Raw genomic sequence first — 18,422 nt, forward strand, 5'->3', positions numbered from 1 at the left:
CAACACAACGAAAAAACACCACGCCCGTGCCGACTGTCTAATATTCAAACATTGGGTCGCGGCGATTTCGGTACCGATCCGCCGGGCCCAAGTCGGGGTGCCGAGACCTGGATCCGAGGCACGGTGGATCACCTCTTCGGGAGCGGAACCGGAACGGCTCCGCGCTTCAGGGTCACCCCGTGGGGACGTCTGTGGGGCAGGGCCGACGGGGACAGGCACGGGGGCCGACCGGCCCCCGCGTCGGCCCCGGCGACGTGCCACACCCGGGCCGTCAGGTCTTCTGGACGCGCGACGGATTCGATACGGCCAGGTCGTCGTGGCGCGGACCGCCCAGTACGACCTTCAGCGCGCCCGTCTCACCGGCGCGGGAGAACACCTCGTACGCCTCTTGCATCTGCCCCAGCTCGAAACGGTGGGAGATCAGCGACGAGGTCGGCAGCCGTCCGGCCGCCAACATGCGCAGCAGCATCGGCGTGGAGCAGGTGTCCACGAGCCCGGTGGTGATGGTGACGTCCTTGATCCACAGGTCCTCGAGGTGCAGGGTCGCGGGTTTGCCGTGGACGCCGATGTTCGCGACCCGGCCGCCCGGGCGGACCATGCGGGTGCACATCTCGAAGGTCTCGGGCACGCCGACGGCCTCCATGACGACATCCGCGCCGAGACCGTCGGTCAGGTCGCCCACGAGCATTTCCGGTTCCTCGGCGGCGTTCACGACCGCGTCCGCGCCCAGCTCGCGCGCCTTCGCCAGCCGGGACGGCGCGAGGTCCACGGCGATGACGCGGGCCGGCGAGTAGAGCCGGGCCGTGGACACGGCCGCGAGCCCTACGGGTCCGGCGCCAACCACGACGACGGTGTCCCCGGGCCGCACATTGCCGTTCAGCACCCCCACCTCGTAGGAGGTCGGGAAGACGTCCGCCAGCAGGACGGCGTCGGCGCTGTCGACCGTGCTCGGCAGTGCATGCACGGAGAGGTCGGCGAAGGGCACCCTGACGTATTCGGCCTGAGTGCCGTCGATGCTGTGGCCGAGCACCCACCCGCCGCCCCCGCGGCACTGTCCGTAGCGGCTCTCACGGCAGAACCGGCACCGGCCGCACGAGGAGATGCACGAGACCAGCACCCGGTCGCCCGGCCGCACCGAGCGGACGTCACCGCCGATCTCCACCACCGTTCCCACGGCCTCGTGACCGAGCACGCGCCCCGGAACCACGTCCGGCAGGTCCCCCTTGACGATGTGCAGGTCCGTACCGCAAATGGTCACGACGTCGACGCGCACGATCACGTCGCCGGGATCCTTGATGCCCGGATCCGGCACCTCCTGCCACGCGGTGCGTCCCGGCCCCTGGAAGACGAGTGCCTTCATGACGCCACCTCTCTCTGTGTCCCGTGCTCCGGCAAAGGTCACCTCATGCTGTCCCCGCCGCACGGTTTCCGGACAGGGCCGGACGGTCCCGCACCGGGGCCTGACAGGCCCGTCCGGCCCGTGCCGCGGGGGTGGGATGGTGGATGGCGCGGTCTCCTTCACCGGGGACGACCGCCGGTCTCCAGGACAGCCCGGAGACCTTCCCCCTTCCGCTTTCCCATCGAGGACCGTGCCATGACCTCCAGTCCGCATCTCGTCCGAGACGTGATGACGAGAATCGTCGTCAGCGTCACGCCCCTCGCCGAGTTCAAGGAGATCGTCGCCGTCATGAAGCAGTGGCAAGTGACGGCAGTACCGGTCATCGAAGGCGAGGGCGCGAGCAGGATCATCGGTGTGGTCTCGGAAGCCGACCTGCTTCCGAAAGAGGAGTTCCGCGATCACGACCCCGGGCTCATCGAGCAGATGCGGCGGCTCGGTGACACGCTGAAAGCCGGCTCGACACTGGCCAAGGACCTGATGACGACCCCCGCCGTCACCGTTCCGCCCGACACCACTCTGGCCCAGGCAGCCCGGCTCATGGCGGAACGGCACATCAAACGACTGCTGGTCGTCGACCCGGCCGGCACCCTTCAGGGCATCGTCAGCCGCATCGATCTCCTCAAGGTGTTCCTACGGCCCGACAGTGAACTGGCGGACGAGGTAAGGCGCGAGGTGGTCGGCCGGCTGTTCCCGCTCGCACACCACAGGGTGCGGGTCGATGTCCACCACGGCGTGGTCACCCTGTCCGGCGGCATCCTCGACGCATCGCTCATTCCGGTGGCAGCACGGCTCGCACGCGCCGTGGAAGGCGTGGTCGACGTCAACTGCGCCCTGACCACGTCGGCCGCACAGACGGCCGGAGCGTGAACCTCCGCCCCAGCCGAACTGCCTGGTCAGGACCCCTTTCGATCTCCGTACCGGAGCAGGGTGGAGATACCGGGAGTATTTCGCGCACCGGATGCACCAGATGCAACTCAGGTGCCATTTCCGGCGATCAATACGCCGGGCCGTCAAACTGCGGGCGGTCCGGGGACAGGTCTCCATCATGATCGTCGCCCTGGAACACACCACAGCTGCCACGTCACCCGCGCCTCCCGCGCCTCCCGCGCCTTCCGCTGCCGCGCCTCCTCGCCCCGCTCGCCTCGTGCTCACGCCGAAGACCACCCTCGCCGGGCAACTGGACGGCGCCTGGTGGCCCCGCTCCCGTGACCTCACAGCAGAACTCCCCCTCCTCATCGCCGCCTTGGCCGAGCCCTGGGGGCGCATCACCCGCGTCACCGTGAACCCCACCCGCTGGCCCGTCATCCCGCACACGGTGCCCGTCGCCGGGCACACCCTGCACGTGGGCTGGTTCACCGAACAGGACCCCGACAAGCTGATCCTGCTCTCCTACACCGTCGACCGCTGGGACCTCCTTGTCGTTCCGCCCCAGACCGCACCCGCCGCCGCGGCCCGCCTCATGGCAGCGGCCTCCGTGCCCGGCAGCGTCCTCACCGCGGGCGCACTGATCGCCGCCGAAGCCGTCATCGGCCGAAGCCCCGACCTTCGCAACCGGGAAGACGCCTGGGAGAGCGAAGGCGGGGCACGCATATCGGACATCGGCTCCCTCGCAAGGCTTCCGGTCGGGCCCCTTTCCGCCGGCGCCTGGTGGTGAACGCCGCGTGCACCCTCGTCCGTAGGATGTCGCCGCAACGGCAGGAGGAACATGCCGAGGCCTACACGCCTTCGACTCCTCGGATGGCACGCCAAGATCCGGCGAGCCCAGGGGAAACGGCATACCCAGACGGTGATCGCTCCGCCGCCGCCGGCATGTTCATCGGCCGAACCACGCCCTCGACGTAAGCACTCCCCCACCAGTTCAACGACCGGGTGCGGCAGCCGGTAGACCGATCCGCAGCGTGGACTCCTTACTGGAGGCCCCGCCAGCAAAGGGTCAGCATTCGTCCGACTGGACCTGACCACAGCCTGGTTCACATGAGACACGACCTCAAGATCAGGAAGCCCCTCCAGAGACGGCGTCCCCTTCCGCCAGACCTCTGGAACCGGAACGAGATGACAGCCGCCTCATCCGACCGCAACCCGGGCATCAGCCCAGTTCAGCGCACCCTTCCCCTAGGCTTCAGACGAGTTGGGGGAAGTTCGGGGGCCGGAATCGGAGGGCCGTCGTAGCCCTTCACCTCGCCGTAGCGGGCGCCGGTCATCCAGTCTTCGCGGAATCCCGCGATATCCTCCTGGGACCGCCCGATCCAGTTCCAGAACATCACGATCTCCTCCTCGAACGGCTCGCCGCCCAGCAGCATCAGGCCGGCGTCCGAGACCGCGCGCAGGGGGAGGTCCGTGCGGCCGCAGCCGAGGTAGAGCATCGCGCCCGGGAGGAGGGGTACGCCGTCGACGTGGGCTTCGCCCGACATCGACAGGACCGCGTACTCGAAGTCCGGGTTCAGCGGGAGCCGGGTCTCCGTGCCCGCCGCCAGGGCCAGGTCCGCGCCGACGATCGGGCTGTACGCGGTTCCGGGCGAGGTCGCCGAGTCCAGGGTGCCCAGGATGACCGTCGCCGTCAGGCCCGGGGCGCTGACCTGCGGGAGGTCCGCGTGGTGCTGGAAGTGCGGGTCCACGTCGCGGTGCGCGTCCGGGAGGGCCACCCACAGCTGCGCGCCGTGCAGGAAGCGGGCGTGCGGGCGCGGGCTCTCCTCCGAGTGGCTGATGCCCCGGCCGGAGGTCATCAGCCCGAGCTCGCGCGGGCGGATCGTCGCCAGGCTGCCGACGCTGTCGCGGTGCAGCACCTCGCCCTCGTGGAGCCAGCTGACCGTCTGGAGGCCCGAGTGGGGGTGCGGGGCCACCGCCATGCCGGGCTCGTCGGCGATGTCGTCGGGACCGTAGTGGTCGACGAAGCACCAGGCGCCGACCATGCGGCGGCCCAGGTTCGGGAGGAGCCGGCGGACCTCGGTGGACTCGCCGAGTTTGACGGTGCGCGGGCTCAGGAGCTCGCGCACGGGCTCGGCGACGACGAACCCGCGGCCGCCGCAGGTGGAGAGAGCGGGCTGGCGATCGAGATTGCTCATACCGCACAACTTAGTCCCGGCGCAGCCGCCGCGGTCAGGGGAATGTGCGTACGGATCCACGTGTTGCAGCAGCCGGACGGAACGACACGAAGGAAAGAGAGAGGGCAGAGGGGCGCGATGGACGTGACGGGCGCGATCGACGCACATCAGGGATACCTGGAGCACGGGACCGCCGCCGAGCGGTGGGACCGCGGGCAGCTCTTCTTCGAGGCGAAGGAGTACGCGAACGCCGCCCGCGTCCTGCACGGCGTGGCGGCCGAGGCGCCCGAGCTGCTGGCTCCGCGGCTGCTGCTGGCCCGTGCCTACTACCACTCCGCCCAGCTCTCCAAGGCCGAGCGCGAGCTCCGCGCCCTCCTGGAGCGCTGGCCCGTGGAGGACTACGCGCAGCTGATGCTCGGGCGGACCCTGGAGCGCCAGGGCCGGGCGGCCGAGGCGACTCCGTACCTGCGGATCGCCGCCGCGATGGCCGGGGATTTCCCGGAGTAGCGGTACCGGGCGGTGGAGGCGCCGTGCCGTGGCGGTACGGGATCCGGGTGTCCCGGGCGGGCTCTGCGGCGCGGCCGTGTGCGGCGCCGCCGACTCTCCCGGCCCCGCCCGTGCGGGACCGGGGCGGTCCCTCGGTTAGCCTGGGGGCAATATGAACCGTCTGACCACGCCCTTCGGCTCCTACGAGCTCGCCCGCTTCCCCGAGGACCCGCGCGACCGGCTCTTCGCATGGGACGCCGCCGACGAGTACCTGCTCCGCCACCTCGATTCCGGTACGGGCGACCGCGGCCCGGTGGATCTGGCCGGCGCCGGGCAGATCACCGTGATCGGGGACCGCTGGGGGGCGCTGACGACGGCGCTGGCCGCGCACCACCCCACCCAGATCACCGACTCCAGCCTGACCCGCTCCGCCACCGCGGCCAATCTGGACCGCAACGGCATCGGGACCGCCAAGAGCACCGTGACGCTGCTGACGACGCAGGACGCGCCGCCGGAGCGGATCGACGTGCTGCTGGTGCGGGTGCCCAAGAGCCTGGCGCTGCTGGAGGACATGCTCTACCGCCTGGCCCCGCACGTGCACGCGGGCACCGTGGTCGTCGGAACCGGCATGGTGAAGGAGATCCACACCTCCACGCTGCGGCTCTTCGAGAAGATCCTCGGTCCGACGAAGACCTCGCTGGCCGAGAAGAAGGCCCGCTTGATCTTCTGCACGCCCGGGAACCCCGGAGCCGCGCATCCCCGGACCGACGGCCCGTGGCCGGTGACGTACACCGTCGACCAGGACGCCGGGTCCGGCTCCGGTCTGACCGTGGTCAACCACGCGGGGATCTTCTGCGCGGACCGGCTCGACGTCGGCACCCGCTTCTTCCTGCAGAGCATTCCGACCAACACGGACGGCGCCCGCGTCGTCGACCTGGGCTGCGGCAACGGCATCGTCGGCACTGCGGTCGCGGTGGCCGATCCGGAGGCCGAGGTCGTCTTCACCGACGAGTCGTACCAGGCGGTGGCCTCGGCCGAGGCCACGTACCGCGCCAACATCCAAGGACGCCTGGACCGGGCCGAGTTCATCGTCGGGGACGGCGTCTCGATGCTGCCGCCCGGTTCGGTGGACCTGGTGCTCTGCAATCCGCCCTTCCACTCCCACCAGGCGACGACCGACGCGACGGCGCTGCGGATGTTCGCGCAGTCGCGCAAGGTGCTGCGGCCGGGCGGCGAGCTGTGGGTGGTGGCCAACCGCCACATGGGGTACCACACCCACCTCCGGCGCCTCTTCGGCAACAGCGAAGTCGCCGCCAGCGAGCCGAAGTTCGTGGTGCTGCGTGCGGTCAAGCGGCGCGAGCAGCCCCGCGGGGCGTGACCTGCCCGTACGCGAGGAGGCCCGCCGGTCCCGGAACGCTCCGGGGCCGGCGGGCCTTCGTGCGCAGGGACCTCAGCGGTGGGCGGGGAACTCCACCACCTGCTGATAGGTGGGCCGGTTCTGCCAGTTGATCTGCGGGTGGGACAGGCCGCCCACCGGACGCTGCACGATCGCGTCCGCGCACCACTGGTTGCCCGCGGCGCAGGTCCCGTCCGCCGGGTACACGGCGGCGGGGGTGGCGGCCGCCGCCTGCTTGAGCGTTGCCGTCATCGCGTCCCGGCACGCGGGCAGCGAACCGCTCCCGCAGTAGGCCCGGGCCAGGGGTCCGGACACCGGGCGGCCGAGCAGCGTACGCAGATCCTTGTCCACGTAGCTCCACCAGCCGTACTGGAAGGCCGAGCCGGCGTGCGAACCGGTGGGCCCGTGGCCCGCGTTGGGTGCCTCGTCGACGGTGAGCGAGGCGCGCAGGGCATCGTAGAGCGGCGCCCCGAGGCCGGGCTTGAACTCGGCCTCGACGAGCAGCGGCCACCAGGCGTCCATGATCCGGACGGCGTCCGCGTGCCCGTACGTCTTGGAACCGGGCGCGGTCTCCTTGCGCTCGGTGCCCGCGGCCTGCCACGCGGCGAGCTTGTCGATCGCGGCCCCGACGGCCGGATCGGTGACGGGCGCACTGCGCAGCACGGCCAGCAGTTCGGGCAGCAGGTTCTCCGCGCGCAGGTCGGTGACCGCCGCGTCGGCCATGGCCTGGGTGAGTTTGGCCCGGGTCACGCCGCCCGCCGCGACGAGCGGCTTGACGCGCTGGTCGAGGAGGTCGCCGCGGTGGACGGAGCCCATCCCGAATCCGGCCGCGCCGTATCCCTTGGCCTGCTTGTTGTTCCAACTGATGTAGTAGTCCTGGCCGATGGACTGCGGGTGCTCGGCGGGCGGGGTGTAGGCCGCCGTGTTGGCGACCGGGTCGAAGCCCTGCCATTCGTAACTCTGCTTGCCCTGGACGGGCAGCGCCGCGTCGACTCCGGCCGGACGGACCGGGTTCGACCCGCTGTTGTAGTACGCCGCTTCGCGCGAGTCGGCGTAGAACCAGTTGAAGGCGTAGCCGATGTGCTGGGCCGCCTCCTGGAAGGTGCGGGCGTCCTTCACGTAGGAGGGGTCGTTGAACATCTGGAAGCCGATGATCGAGTCGGCTTCGTGACGGTACGTGGAGCGCAGCGCGGTGTAGGCCACGGGCTTGCCCGCGATGGTCGCGCGGTGCGTGACGATGCCGTAGTTCGTGCGCCACACCTGCATCCGGTAGGAGCCGCCCGGGGTGGGGTCGGCGACGGATGACTTCCAGGCGTTGGTGTGTTCCAGCTTCTCCATGGGCGTGCAGGTGCCGCGGTAGAGGTACGAGGTGCTCGTCCTGGTGGGGGCGCCGCCGCCGGGCTCGCACAGTTCGACGGCGAAGGTGTCGGTGATGTCCTGACCGGCCGAGGTGGCGCTCCAGGCGTAGTCCTGGCCGCGGCCGAGCTGTACGTACATGCTGACGCCCGCGAAGGAGGCGCCGCGCGCGCTGATGCCCGGGCCCTGGAGCTCCTGGAGCATGAGGAGTTGGGGCGCGAGGTAACCGGTCTGCGGGCCGAAGACGGCGACCGGGTGGCCGCTCGCGGTCTTCGCGCCGGAGACGAGCAGGGCGTTGGACATGCTCGGCTTCATCAGCTTCGGCGGATTTGCCGCCGCGGCGGTCGCGGCCGAGCCCGTACGGTCGTACACGAGCTGCTCGGCGGTGACCGAGCCGGCGTCGGGCAGGGCCGCGCCCCGGGGGTCGGCGGGCTTCTGCGCGTAGGGGAAGCTCGTGCCGTCGTGGACGGTGAGCACGGCCTCCGGGTCCTCGCGCTCGCGGAAGGACTCCCAGACGCGGGTGCCCTCCTCCAGGCCGTACGTCTGCTGCGCGGACAACAGCGAGAGCGCGGCCTGCACTTCGCCGCCTCCGCCGCCGCCGAACAGGCCGCCCACGACGGAGGCGAGGGCGATCAGGTCGGTGAGCTTGAAGGGCTTGATCTCACCGGCGTTGGTGATCGAGTTGATGTGTCCGGTCAGCACGTACTCGCCGGGGAAGTAGCGGCCGTTCTTGGACTGCACGCGGTAGGTGTTGATGCCGTCGATGTACGCCTGGGCATCCTCCATCGCGAGCCTTCCGCGCTCGCCCTCCGCGGTCCGGATCCGGTCCACCTGGGCCTGGAGGTCCGCCTCGGTGTACGGGGCCTGCGGCCAGAACTGCTGCTCCAGTCCCTGGTTGGCGAGGGCCCCGCCCGCGAAGGGGGTGAGGTCGCCCCGGCCGACGTGCCGGAAGAGGTCCATCTGCCAGAGCCTGTCCTGGGCGGCCGCGTAGCCGGCGCCGAAGGAAGTCCCGTAGCGGGTGGTGCCCTTGATGTGCGGGACGCCGCTCTTCTTGTCCCGGGTGATGGTGACGTCGGAGCGCGGGCGCGTGGTGGACTCGACCTGGTCGGCCGGGACGCCGAAGGAGGCGTCGTTGAAGAACTCGTTGACCTTGGCGTCGGTCAGGCCGGGATAGCCGGCCACCAGCGAGTCGTAGCGCGCCAGTTGGTCGGAGGTGTGGGCGGGCAGGGTGCCGAACGCCTTGTGGGCGAGGATCTGGGCGAGGGTGGCGTTGCCGCTCTGGCCGGGCGGCAGGATGTCCGCGCACTGCTGTCCGCAGTAGTCGGTGGGGTCGGCGATCGGGAGTGGCGCCGGGGCGTCGGCCGCCGAGGCGGCCGGTGTCAGCAGGGCCGCTCCGAGGGCGATGAGTGCGGTGGCGACGGCAGTTCTCGTGCGCGTGGCGGGGCGTCGCATACGTGCTCCTCCGTGGGGGGCAGGAACCGGTCACGGGGAGGGTACTGGCAGGTGCTACCACTCAGTAAGATGAACGACCGTCACTTTTACCCGCGCGGGAAAATCCGTTGCCCCGGGGCCACCGGTCGGGTGAAGCTCCCTGGCATGTCACAAAGCACCGCAGAAACCAGCACGCGCACCCGACGCGGCGTCACCGACCTCTTCACCGCCGGCGGCCGCCTCGCCGCCATCCCGCGCAAGGCGGCCCGCCGCGAGCAGCTGCTCGTCCACCTCGCCGAGACCCTCTTCGCGGCGGACCGCGCGTACACGGAGCCGGAGGTGAACGAGCTACTGCTCACCGTCCACGAGGACTGCGCGGCGCTGCGGCGGTACCTGGTCATCGCCGGGCACCTCACCCGCACCCGCGACGGCTCCGGCTACCGGCGCGCCACGACCACCCTGTAGTGGGTCGTCAGCCGGCCGTCCTCGCCGATCACATGGAAGGCCACGGCCGGCGGCTCGTCCGTGTGGATGTACTCGCTGTCCCCGGACGCCGCCTCCCACGGGAGCCTCGTCGTGGACACCACGCCCGGCGCCACGAGCAGCGGCCGCCCGGCGAAGGTGGTCGCCGCGCCGGTGTGGGCGTGCCCGCACAGGAACGCCGTCAGGTGCGGGTGCCGTTCGGCCAGCGCCGCCAGCCGCTCCTCGCCGAACTGCCGGATGCCGTCCACGTACGGGATGTGCAGCGGGACGGGCGGGTGGTGGAAGGCGACCAGGACGGGCACCTCGCGCGGGGTGTCGATGAGCACCCCGTCCAGCCAGTCGATCGTCGAGTCCTCCAGGAATCCCCGGTGTTCACCGGGGACGGAGGAATCGCACACCGCGAGGACGAAACCGTCGCCGCGCAGCACCTGGTCGACCGGGGCCGCGGACGGGCGCTCCTCCCCCAGCAGGCCGCGCCGGAAGGCGGTGCGGTCGTCGTGGTTCCCGGGACAGACGACCAGCGGATGGCGGGAGCCGAGGGCCTTGCGCACCTCCTCGTACTCCTCCGGGCGCCCGTGATCGGCGATGTCCCCGCTCACCAGCACCGCGTCGAGCTCGTACGGGAGCCCCTCCAGGTATTCCATGACGACACGGGTCCGTTCGGCGGCCCGGTCCCCGCCATCGAGATGGACGTCGCTGAGGTGGGCTATCACGATCACGGGCGGTGGCTCCTTCGGTCCGGAAGCTGGGATTGTATGCCCGCGGCACGAAGGCCCCGAATTCTTGACCCTTGGGTCAAGAATCGATAGCGTGACGTCATGGGCAGGCCGAAGAACTTCGAACCGGACGCGGTCGTCGCACAGGCGATGGAGGCGTTCTGGACCAACGGCTACGCCGGCACCTCCCCCGCGGACCTCGCCGAGGTCACCGGGGTGGCCAAGGGCAGCCTGTACCACGCCTTCGGATCCAAGCGGGCGCTGTTCGGCAAGGCCCTCGAGCTCTACGGGCGCGCCGGCTCCGAGATGACCGAGGAGTTCCTCGCCCGGCCGAGCACGACCAAGGAATGCATCCGCGGCTACCTCACCCTCCTCGTGGACACGGACCTGAACGGACCCGTCAGGCGCGGGTGCTTCGGCACCAACACCGCGCTGGAACTCGGCGGACGGGACGAGGAGGCCACCCGGGCGGTTCACCGCATGGGGCAGCGCACCATCCAGCTCCTCACCGACCGCATCGAGCAGGGCCGCCGCGACGGCGACGTCGCCCCCGAGGTCGATGCCAGGGCGCAGGCGCAGTTCCTCCTGAACACCATCGTGGGGCTGCGCGTCATGGCCAAGACCTTCGACGGGCCGACGCTGCACGGGGTCATCGACACCGCCGTGGCGGGCCTCTGACCTGCAATGCCCTTTCGGGGGCATTTTTTACGCCCTAGTTTTTGACCTGTAGTTCAAGAAAACGCACAGCCGAAGAAAACAGCCGAAGAAAGCGGAGTCATGGACCTCGGAATCAGCGGAAAGACCGCCCTCGTCACCGGCGCAGGCCGCGGCATCGGCCTCGCCATCACCCAGGCACTGTCCGCGGAGGGCGTCAGGGTGGTGGGCGCCGCACGCACCATCACGCCCGAGCTGGAGAAGGCCGCCGCCGCCACCGTGTCCGTCGACCTGAGCACGCGCGACGGGGCGACGAGGGTGGTCCGGGAGGCGATCGACGCGGTCGGCGGGATCGACTTCCTGGTCAACAACGTCGGCGCCGGCGATCCGGACGGGCTGTCCCTGGGCGGCTTCCTCGACGTGGACGACGATCAATGGCAGGCCATCTTCGACCTCAACCTGTTCAGCGCGGTCTGGACGACCCGGGCGGCGCTGCCGAGCATCCTGGAGCGCAAGGGGTCGATCGTCAACATATCGTCGATCAACGCCCGCGTGCCCGCCGGTTCACCGGTCGGCTACGCCGAAGCCAAGGCCGCGCTGAACCAGCTCAGCAAGCGGCTCAGCGAGGAACTGGCACCGCGCGGCGTACGCGTCAACACGGTCTCTCCCGGCTTCGTCGCGAGCCCGCTGTGGACCGACCCGAACGGTTACGGCGGCAAGGTGGCCGACGCCTACGGCGTCAGCCACAGCGATCTCCTCGCGAACATCCCCGCGCAGTTCGGCCTCGCATCGGGACGCATCACCACGCCCGAGGAGGTCGCCGACCTGGTCGCCTTCCTCCTGTCCGAACGCGCCGCCAACATCCACGGCGCCGACCACGTCATCGACGGCGGCACCCTCAAGGCCGGCTAGCGGTCGCCTCGTTGGCGCTGCGGAGCTCTCAACGGGGACGCCCGCCTCGCGCGCCGCCTGCTCCAGCGCCAGTACCGCCTCGGGCGCGGCCACCGCGGGATACTTCTGGTGGCAGGAGCCGCCTCAGCCCCCTTGCGAGTGGATCCGAGCGGCGGCGCCGGGAACAACCGGCCCCGCCGGCACGGTTGAACCGAGCGTGGGGTCGGTGCCGTATCGACGGGGGCAGGGCAGACCGCGAGGTCGTGCGCCCCGCCGGGGTCCGGCCCCGGGATCGCGGTACGCCCGCCGCACGCTCAGGCCAAGACGTATTTCTGCAGGAGGACTGCTTTTCATGACCGACCGGCCCTTGACGCTCATGGCAGTACACGCCCACCCCGACGACGAGGCCACCAGCACCGGAGGGGTCCTCGCGCAGTACGCGGCGGAGGGCATCCGCACGGTTCTCGTGACCTGTACCGACGGACGATGTGGTGACGGACCGGGGGGCACCAAGCCGGGCACTCCCGGGCACGACCCGGCAGCCGTCGCCTCGATGCGCCGGCAAGAGCTCGAGGTGAGCCGTGACGTGCTGAAGATCAGCGATCTGGAGACCCTCGACTATGCCGACTCCGGGATGATGGGCTGGCCGAGCAACGACGCTCCCGGATCCTTCTGGCAGACCCCCGTCGAGGAAGGCGCCGCCCGGCTCGCGGAACTCATGCGGCACTACCGACCCGACGTGGTCGTCACCTACGACGAGAACGGCTTCTACGGCCACCCCGACCACATCCAGGCCCACCGCATCACGATGGCGGCACTGGAGATGACCGAGCTGACACCGAAGGTGTACTGGACGACGATGCCCCGGTCGGCGATGCAGCGGTTCGGGGAGGTCATGCGCGAGTTCCAGGAGGACATGCCGGAGCCGGATCCTGCCGAGGCCGCCGCGCTGGCCGACATCGGCCTCCCGGACGATGAGATCACCACCTGGGTGGACGCCAGCGCGTACAGCGGTCAGAAGTACGATTCGCTGGCCGCGCACGCCAGCCAGGGCGAGAACATCTTCTTCCTCAAGATGGGCAAGGATAGGTTCGGCGAGTTGATGGGCGTGGAGACCTTCGTACGCGTCAAGGGCGCCACCGACGCGACCGTACCCGAGACCGATCTCTTCGCCGGACTGCGCTGATCCGCCCGCCGCACAGCGGGACAGACACACCGACGCACATCGTGACCTGCGCAGATGCCGCTCGTTCGGACGTGTCGCGCGATTCCTTCAGGCCGGCCACAAGCGGGTAATGTCGTCCGGTCACGGACGGCAATCGGACCGTCTGCTCAACCCAGGGGAACCAACATGACTGATCTGAACTCGCTGCGGGCAAGCCTTGCGTCAGGTGAGCACGAGTTCGCCGACACCTTGGCCTTCGTCGCCGCGCACTACGCGTATCAGCCGCAGGCGTTCCGCAACGGGGAAGTGGAGAATGCCGCAGGCGAGAACGAGGGTTCCTGCAAGACCCTGGGACTGGCCCTGCTGGAAGGCCTGAGCGACCAAGAAGCGCTGCAGGCGTTCGGTGAGCACTACCGCAGCGTGCTGGCGACGCCGAACGGCACCGATCACGCCAACATTCGCAACCTCATGGCCCACGGCCTGGCAGGGGTGAGCTTCGCCGGGCAGCCGTTGGCCCGCACGAGCTGAACACCGCTGGAGCGGCCCCTGCCCACCCGGCCCGCGGCCGGGGTGGACAGGGGCCGTAGTGGACAGAGGCCGTAGTGGACAGAGGCCGTGGTGGACAGGGCCCTGGTGGCCAGGGGCCGTCCGTTCGCCCTGTCACTCCTCGCAGGGGGTCAGCATTCGTACCGTGTCGTGTGCTTGAACGTGGACGTGGCGCCCTGGAAGCCGTACGTCCCGCGGTAGGACGGCGGGTTCTGGTACTCGCCGACGATGGTGACGGAGTCTGCGCACGAACCGGGCCCCGTCCGCTTGGCCTCCAGTCTCAGCTGCTCCCCGAAGGAGCCGCCCGTGATGTCCCACGGAGCGCCGCAGATGCCCGAGGTGATCCGGCCGCCCGTCACCACGTACGGGTAGGTGTTCGGGTTGTACGTCACTTCCATGTCGAAGGTGGTCGGGCCGTTGTGGAGCTGGAGCTTCGCGGTGGTCGAGACGGCTTCCGCCGAAACCTCCCGGACCGGCGCGAACGCTTCGTCGCGGGTCTTCACCTCGGCTCCCTGCGAGTTCAGGAAGCGGTGCTCGCGGCCGGTCTGCCGGCCCTTCGACGTCTTCTGTGCGTGAACGGTCATGCGGAGAGTCCTCTCCGGATTGCTGACGGTGGTCAGGAACCCTTTCCTGTCAGGCGAGTTGCTCGGCGATCTCGACACGCAGCAGGGTCCGGACGTTCTCGATGTGGTTGGCCACGGTGATGACCTGGGAGCCGGCGAAGAGCAGCCCCAGCGCGACACCGTCCTGGGAGGTCACCAGCGAACCGGAGTCGCCGCCCGCGGAGATGTTGGTCGTCAGGATCTGGTCCTTGAAGCGTGCGGTGCCCGCCGCTCCGTAGTTCACGTCGATCGTCGCGTCGACCGAGATGATCCGACCGAAGGTGACGTTCGTCGTCCTGCCGGTCTTCCGGACGAGGTCGCCCACGGCCACGTTGGCCTTGCGCCGCCAGGCCCGCGGTACGCCGCTGAAGTACTGGTCCCGGGTCGCGTCCTGGAACTCGACCGCGCCCAGCGCCGCGTCCACGATGTTGTTGTGCCGCTCCACGGGGATCAGCGGGGCGAACTGGATGGTGATGAACCGGTCCAGCGTCGCGATCCGATCGGCGGGGTCCCGCCCGCCGTCGAACGTGCCCGGCTGGACGATGGCGCTTCCCGCCGGCGCCTGGTTCGAGTCCGCCAGCACGTGGTTGTTGCTGAGGATGTAGAACCTCGCGGGCGTGCCGAGCCCCGGGCCCGGCGGATCGGTGGACGCACCCGGAAGGAAGTCGTACACCACGCTGCCGAGCGTGCCGGCCGTCACCCGTACGTTGCCGACGGAGAAGCCGGACGGACACGGCCGCATCCTGCGCCTGAGCAACTGCGGTTCGAACAAGCCGATTCCGGAGCCCTCTTGGAGCAGTGGCTGTGCGTGCGAGAGCTGCGTCGACTGGTCGCGTGCGCCGCCGTCGGCCCGGTAGGCGAGATCGTCCTGCTCGATCAACGTCCGGCGCGGCTGCTGGCTGCGCTGGGCGAAGACGTGGCCGACCGCGATCACGTCGGTCGGAGTGCCGTCGTCCATCTGCCGTGGCACGACGTCCCGTTCGGGGAGCATCGACTCGGGAACCTTCTGGTTCACGAAGACCAGCAGGGCGGGCTCGCCGGTCGGCTGTCCACCGGTCCACTTCACGCCGTGGCCGAAGCCGACGACGTTGGACATCGGTGCCTGCGGATGCATGAAGTCGGCGAGTGCCTGGCGGCGGGAGCTGTCGCTCACCTGCCCGCCGGTGGGTCCTCGCATCATGTCGGGTCGGCTCATGCCGACCACCCCTTCTCTCGCTCGTACGCGCATCGCGTACGGCCCCAGGGCGGATCACGGCAGCATCCGCGCGCCGGTATCCACCGTTCGCGCGTCCCCACCTGCCACGTCTTGATGCCCTCGGGGCCATGTCGTCGGTCCGCCGCCCGCACGGAACCCGACTGATGTGGACCGGCAACCAGAGCGCCGGTTCCGATGAGGCGACGGACCCGCCGACCAGCGAACGGTCACGGCGTCCGGCATCCCCGTCATATGTACGGTCCGGCGGGTCTCCCCCTCGCCCGGCCGGTACGACAGGTCTATGCCCAACTGCCCGTCAAGTCAAGGCGTTCAGAACGCAATTACGTTTTTCGAGCCGTTCTGTCGATGTTGACCTTGTATGGGAAAATTGTCGGACTGGTCACGTGGCGATCTACACGATCCCGTTCCCGGATGGAGGACTCTGCACCTACTACTGGTGGTCGGGCACGTATTTGTAGCCCACGCGTCGCACCGTGGAGATGCGGCCCCGGTAGGCGGGGCCGAGCTTGCGGCGCAGCCGGGCCACGTGGACGTCGACGGTGCGGCCGTCGCCGACGTGCCCGTAACCCCAGATGCCCGAGATGAGCGCATCCCGAGAGTGAACCGTGTGCGGGTGTGCCACGAGGTGGGACAGAAGGTCGAACTCCAGGTAGGTCAGTTCCAGTTCGCGCCCGGCGACCTCGACCAGCCGGCGTTCCCGATCGACCCGGATGGCGTCGTCGGCGTGGACGGGCTCGATGGGGGAGGCGAGTTCCGGATCGGGAGCCCCCGGCGTTCTGGGATCGAGGGGATGAACCTCCGGGCGTACACCGTGCGCTGCCATCAGCTCCACCGGGTCCACGTTCGCGGGCAGGAACACGAGGTATCCGACACGGCCGCCGACCGTTCCGTGGGCGGGGAGGACGGTCGGGTGGTCACCGACCAGGTGGAGTCGGGAGGCCGGGGAACGGCGCGGCGGGGTGGCGGGCGCGGGAAGTGCGGTGGTCACGATGAGCCCCTTCGGCTGCTCGGAGTGAACTACGGATGCCGGGTGTTCGGCCACGACGGGGCACGGCTGATCCATGGCGGATCCACGGTGGATCCATGACGGATCCGACGGGGAGAGCGGGCACGCCCGTACGGGCGGCGGACCCCAGTGGTTCAGCGGGGAGCCTCAGAGGGGCCGGCGCCGGGAGAACCCTTGCCAGGAGACGAGGAAGCCATGCGGAGAGAAGCGGCGGCCGAATCGCCTGCGCGCTACGGGGAAATGCCCTGTCGAAGAGCCCTAGCCGGGTCGGCAGACCGCGCTGGCGACGAGACGGAAGTCAACGTGCCTGCGACGTACGAGCAACGGCTGCGACGGGGACATGGGCACATCGTGAGGTGCTCGACGGGCCCGCGTCAATACTTTCCTACTGATTGGATAGGAAAGCGTGACCCCCCTGTCGTCTCTCATTTCAAGACCTGACTGTCCGCCATGCGGTCACGCACTTGCCGAGAAGGCTGCTTCGGGCAAGTATCCCTATCAATCCGATGGGAAAGGTGGGGATACGGCGAAGCGCCGTCCGCGCGCCTCCCGCGCCACCCAGCGAGCAACCGGCCGAAGCCCCCAACAACGTTCCGGAGTAGCCGACATGACCACCGCCGCCCCCCATGGCACCGCTGTCCGCCCAGCCCCAGCGCCACGCAGCGACGCCCGGGCGTGTCGGTGACTCCCGTGCCGACGACACCGAGCACCGTCGACCGTCGGTCCGCCGACGAGCAGCGCCGGGCGGCGCTCCTGCGCACCGCCCAAGACGTGGCGGACGATCTCGCCGCGGACGCCATCTTCCGCGACCGGGCGGGCAGGCCGCCGACCGACGAGGTGGCCCGACTGCGGGAGGCCGGCCTGCCGGCCGGCCTCACCCCGCCCGGGCCGGGCCGGGGAGCGGACTGGCGCACCGGATGCACCGTCATACGGAAGCTCTCCACGGCGGACAGCTCCGTCGGCGACGTGCTCGCCCGCCACTACGTGCACGCATGGAGCGGACGCTTCTACGCGAGCCGTCACCACGCGACCGCCCTCGAAGAGGAGTCGGTGCGCGAGCAGTGGCTGTGGACCGGCGCCACCAGCACTCCGGCACCCGATGACGACACCGGCGGGCCGGACCTCACGTTGCAGCCCCGCAACACCGGCTACGTCCTCAACGGGCGTCGTTTCGTGGATACGGCGGTGGCCGTCGCCGACCAGATCGTGGTCGACGCCGTCTGCGCGGTGACCGGTGACGTCCTGGTCGTACGGATCTCACCCGGCGTTCCGCGCATGAGCATCGAACCCGCCCACGACCGCCTCGGGCAGCGCGTGGTGGGCGCCGGCGAGGTGGCCTTCGACCGGGTCACCGTCACGCCCGGCCAGGTGCTGGGCCGCCGCCCGTACGACGAGGAGCCGACCGCTCCCTTCACCTCACTCGCCGATCCGGCGCTCCGGCTGGCCCTGTGCCACGTCGGCCTCGGGATCGTCGAGGGCGCCCTCACCGAAGCACGCGACCTCAGCAGGGGCGGTCACGCATACCGGCTGCCCGGTGCGGACCCGGACCTTTTCCTGACGTACGGGGAGCTCGCCTCCGCCGCCCAGACGGCCACCGCCGTGGTCGACCGGGCGACCGAGGTGATGGCGCAGGCCCTCGACACGGGCACCCAGCTCGATGCCGACGAACCCGCGGGCATCGCCGCCCTGGTCGCCACGGCCGAGACGGTGACGTCGAAGGCCGCCCTGCACGTCACGGCGCGCGTGCTGGAACTCGCCGATGCTCCCGGCCTGGACCGCTTCTGGCGCAACGCCCGCGTCCTGACGGCCCACCACCCTGCCGCGCACCGTCTGCGCTCCATCGGCGAGCACTACCTCAACGGCTCCCACCGTGCGGTGGCGGCGGCCTTCCACTGACACGGGGCACCGTGCGGGGTGCGGGTCCCCGGCCGCGGGGCGGGTGCTCGTACCCCCCCCCCCGCCGGCGGCGCCCCCCCCGCCGTCCCCCGACGCGGGCAAGCGGGATAAATGGCGCCAGGGGATCAAACCCAGGGC

17 protein-coding genes are annotated in these 18,422 nt (G+C 70.2%); 10 read left to right on the forward strand and 7 right to left on the reverse strand.

Features of this window, described 5'->3' with window-relative positions:
- Positions 1-271 precede the first annotated feature (271 nt).
- A complete protein-coding gene (locus ACFVX6_RS37630; RefSeq protein WP_389699095.1) occupies positions 272-1,360 on the reverse strand; it encodes an alcohol dehydrogenase catalytic domain-containing protein in 1,089 nt (362 codons plus the stop codon).
- Between the two features lie 234 nt (positions 1,361-1,594).
- Between ACFVX6_RS37630 and ACFVX6_RS37635 the strand changes: the two genes are divergently transcribed.
- Both ACFVX6_RS37635 and ACFVX6_RS37640 read left to right on the forward strand, forming a co-directional pair.
- Complete coding sequence (locus ACFVX6_RS37635) at positions 1,595-2,266, forward strand: CBS domain-containing protein (protein ID WP_389699096.1); 672 nt, start codon at positions 1,595-1,597, stop codon at positions 2,264-2,266.
- Positions 2,267-2,444: 178 nt separating this feature from the next.
- Positions 2,445-3,053: a DUF5994 family protein gene (locus ACFVX6_RS37640; RefSeq protein WP_389699097.1), complete on the forward strand. Its 609-nt coding sequence runs from the start codon at positions 2,445-2,447 to the stop codon at positions 3,051-3,053.
- Between the two features lie 442 nt (positions 3,054-3,495).
- Here the strand turns inward: ACFVX6_RS37640 and ACFVX6_RS37645 are convergent, their stop codons facing one another.
- Positions 3,496-4,461, reverse strand: coding sequence for a pirin family protein (locus ACFVX6_RS37645; RefSeq protein ID WP_389699098.1), 966 nt, complete (start codon positions 4,459-4,461; stop codon positions 3,496-3,498).
- 117 nt (positions 4,462-4,578) lie between these two features.
- Here ACFVX6_RS37645 and ACFVX6_RS37650 point away from each other — a divergent pair, with 117 nt between their 5' ends.
- Positions 4,579-4,947 (forward strand): tetratricopeptide repeat protein, encoded by a 369-nt coding sequence (locus ACFVX6_RS37650; protein WP_389699099.1) that lies wholly within the window; start codon positions 4,579-4,581, stop codon positions 4,945-4,947.
- A 160-nt stretch (positions 4,948-5,107) separates the two neighbouring features.
- The gene (locus ACFVX6_RS37655; protein ID WP_389699111.1) at positions 5,108-6,304 is read left to right on the forward strand and encodes a methyltransferase; all 1,197 of its coding nucleotides are present in this window, start codon (positions 5,108-5,110) and stop codon (positions 6,302-6,304) included.
- A gap of 72 nt (positions 6,305-6,376) precedes the next feature.
- Here ACFVX6_RS37655 and ACFVX6_RS37660 read toward each other — a convergent pair whose 3' ends face one another.
- Entirely contained in the window at positions 6,377-9,130 is a 2,754-nt protein-coding gene (locus ACFVX6_RS37660) for a penicillin acylase family protein (RefSeq protein ID WP_389699100.1), read from the reverse strand.
- 144 nt (positions 9,131-9,274) lie between these two features.
- Here ACFVX6_RS37660 and ACFVX6_RS37665 point away from each other — a divergent pair, with 144 nt between their 5' ends.
- Positions 9,275-9,574: a DUF2087 domain-containing protein gene (locus ACFVX6_RS37665; protein ID WP_389699101.1), complete on the forward strand. Its 300-nt coding sequence runs from the start codon at positions 9,275-9,277 to the stop codon at positions 9,572-9,574.
- On the opposite strand, the gene ACFVX6_RS37670 is transcribed toward ACFVX6_RS37665, so the two are convergent.
- The gene (locus tag ACFVX6_RS37670; protein WP_389699102.1) at positions 9,547-10,311 is read right to left on the reverse strand and encodes a metallophosphoesterase; all 765 of its coding nucleotides are present in this window, start codon (positions 10,309-10,311) and stop codon (positions 9,547-9,549) included. The two genes, ACFVX6_RS37665 and ACFVX6_RS37670, sit on opposite strands and share 28 nt — an antisense overlap.
- Before the next feature lie 99 nt (positions 10,312-10,410).
- Between ACFVX6_RS37670 and ACFVX6_RS37675 the strand changes: the two genes are divergently transcribed.
- From ACFVX6_RS37675 to ACFVX6_RS37690, 4 genes are all read left to right on the forward strand, one after another.
- Positions 10,411-10,986 carry a TetR/AcrR family transcriptional regulator gene (locus tag ACFVX6_RS37675; RefSeq protein WP_389699103.1) on the forward strand — a complete coding sequence of 192 codons (576 nt, stop codon included), beginning with the start codon at positions 10,411-10,413 and terminating at the stop codon, positions 10,984-10,986.
- Between the two features lie 99 nt (positions 10,987-11,085).
- Entirely contained in the window at positions 11,086-11,874 is a 789-nt protein-coding gene (locus tag ACFVX6_RS37680; RefSeq protein ID WP_389699104.1) for an SDR family oxidoreductase, read from the forward strand.
- Positions 11,875-12,205: 331 nt separating this feature from the next.
- Positions 12,206-13,039, forward strand: a complete 834-nt coding sequence (locus tag ACFVX6_RS37685) for a PIG-L family deacetylase (protein ID WP_389699105.1) — start codon at positions 12,206-12,208, stop codon at positions 13,037-13,039.
- Between the two features lie 165 nt (positions 13,040-13,204).
- On the forward strand, positions 13,205-13,546 hold the full coding sequence (locus tag ACFVX6_RS37690) for a HopJ type III effector protein (protein ID WP_389699106.1): 342 nt from the start codon (positions 13,205-13,207) through the stop codon (positions 13,544-13,546).
- A 149-nt stretch (positions 13,547-13,695) separates the two neighbouring features.
- On the opposite strand, the gene ACFVX6_RS37695 is transcribed toward ACFVX6_RS37690, so the two are convergent.
- The 3 genes from ACFVX6_RS37695 to ACFVX6_RS37705 all read right to left on the reverse strand — a co-directional run bounded on the left by ACFVX6_RS37695 (position 13,696) and on the right by ACFVX6_RS37705 (position 16,370).
- Positions 13,696-14,148 (reverse strand): hypothetical protein, encoded by a 453-nt coding sequence (locus tag ACFVX6_RS37695; protein WP_389699107.1) that lies wholly within the window; start codon positions 14,146-14,148, stop codon positions 13,696-13,698.
- 49 nt (positions 14,149-14,197) lie between these two features.
- Positions 14,198-15,361: a hypothetical protein gene (locus ACFVX6_RS37700; protein WP_389699108.1), complete on the reverse strand. Its 1,164-nt coding sequence runs from the start codon at positions 15,359-15,361 to the stop codon at positions 14,198-14,200.
- Positions 15,362-15,812: 451 nt separating this feature from the next.
- Positions 15,813-16,370, reverse strand: coding sequence for a winged helix-turn-helix domain-containing protein (locus tag ACFVX6_RS37705; RefSeq protein WP_389699109.1), 558 nt, complete (start codon positions 16,368-16,370; stop codon positions 15,813-15,815).
- Between the two features lie 708 nt (positions 16,371-17,078).
- On the opposite strand from ACFVX6_RS37705, the gene ACFVX6_RS37710 reads away from it, so the two are divergent.
- Positions 17,079-18,284, forward strand: coding sequence for an acyl-CoA dehydrogenase (locus ACFVX6_RS37710; protein WP_389699110.1), 1,206 nt, complete (start codon positions 17,079-17,081; stop codon positions 18,282-18,284).
- Positions 18,285-18,422: the final 138 nt, after the last annotated feature.

The sequence above is a fragment of the Streptomyces sp. NPDC058289 genome (assembly GCF_042880975.1).
Lineage (GTDB): Bacteria > Actinomycetota > Actinomycetes > Streptomycetales > Streptomycetaceae > Streptomyces > Streptomyces stoeckheimensis.

Excerpts from the sequence above, each read along its gene's own strand:
- ACFVX6_RS37630 (WP_389699095.1), bottom strand. The coding sequence starts at position 1,360 with ATGAAGGCACTCGTCTTCCAGGGGCCGGGACGCACCGCGTGGCAGGAG.
- ACFVX6_RS37635 (WP_389699096.1), top strand. The coding sequence starts at position 1,595 with ATGACCTCCAGTCCGCATCTCGTCCGAGACGTGATGACGAGAATCGTC.
- ACFVX6_RS37640 (WP_389699097.1), top strand. The coding sequence starts at position 2,445 with ATGATCGTCGCCCTGGAACACACCACAGCTGCCACGTCACCCGCGCCT.
- ACFVX6_RS37645 (WP_389699098.1), bottom strand. The coding sequence starts at position 4,461 with ATGAGCAATCTCGATCGCCAGCCCGCTCTCTCCACCTGCGGCGGCCGC.
- ACFVX6_RS37650 (WP_389699099.1), top strand. The coding sequence starts at position 4,579 with ATGGACGTGACGGGCGCGATCGACGCACATCAGGGATACCTGGAGCAC.
- ACFVX6_RS37660 (WP_389699100.1), bottom strand. The coding sequence starts at position 9,130 with ATGCGACGCCCCGCCACGCGCACGAGAACTGCCGTCGCCACCGCACTC.
- ACFVX6_RS37665 (WP_389699101.1), top strand. The coding sequence starts at position 9,275 with ATGTCACAAAGCACCGCAGAAACCAGCACGCGCACCCGACGCGGCGTC.
- ACFVX6_RS37675 (WP_389699103.1), top strand. The coding sequence starts at position 10,411 with ATGGGCAGGCCGAAGAACTTCGAACCGGACGCGGTCGTCGCACAGGCG.
- ACFVX6_RS37680 (WP_389699104.1), top strand. The coding sequence starts at position 11,086 with ATGGACCTCGGAATCAGCGGAAAGACCGCCCTCGTCACCGGCGCAGGC.
- ACFVX6_RS37685 (WP_389699105.1), top strand. The coding sequence starts at position 12,206 with ATGACCGACCGGCCCTTGACGCTCATGGCAGTACACGCCCACCCCGAC.
- ACFVX6_RS37690 (WP_389699106.1), top strand. The coding sequence starts at position 13,205 with ATGACTGATCTGAACTCGCTGCGGGCAAGCCTTGCGTCAGGTGAGCAC.
- ACFVX6_RS37695 (WP_389699107.1), bottom strand. The coding sequence starts at position 14,148 with ATGACCGTTCACGCACAGAAGACGTCGAAGGGCCGGCAGACCGGCCGC.
- ACFVX6_RS37700 (WP_389699108.1), bottom strand. The coding sequence starts at position 15,361 with ATGAGCCGACCCGACATGATGCGAGGACCCACCGGCGGGCAGGTGAGC.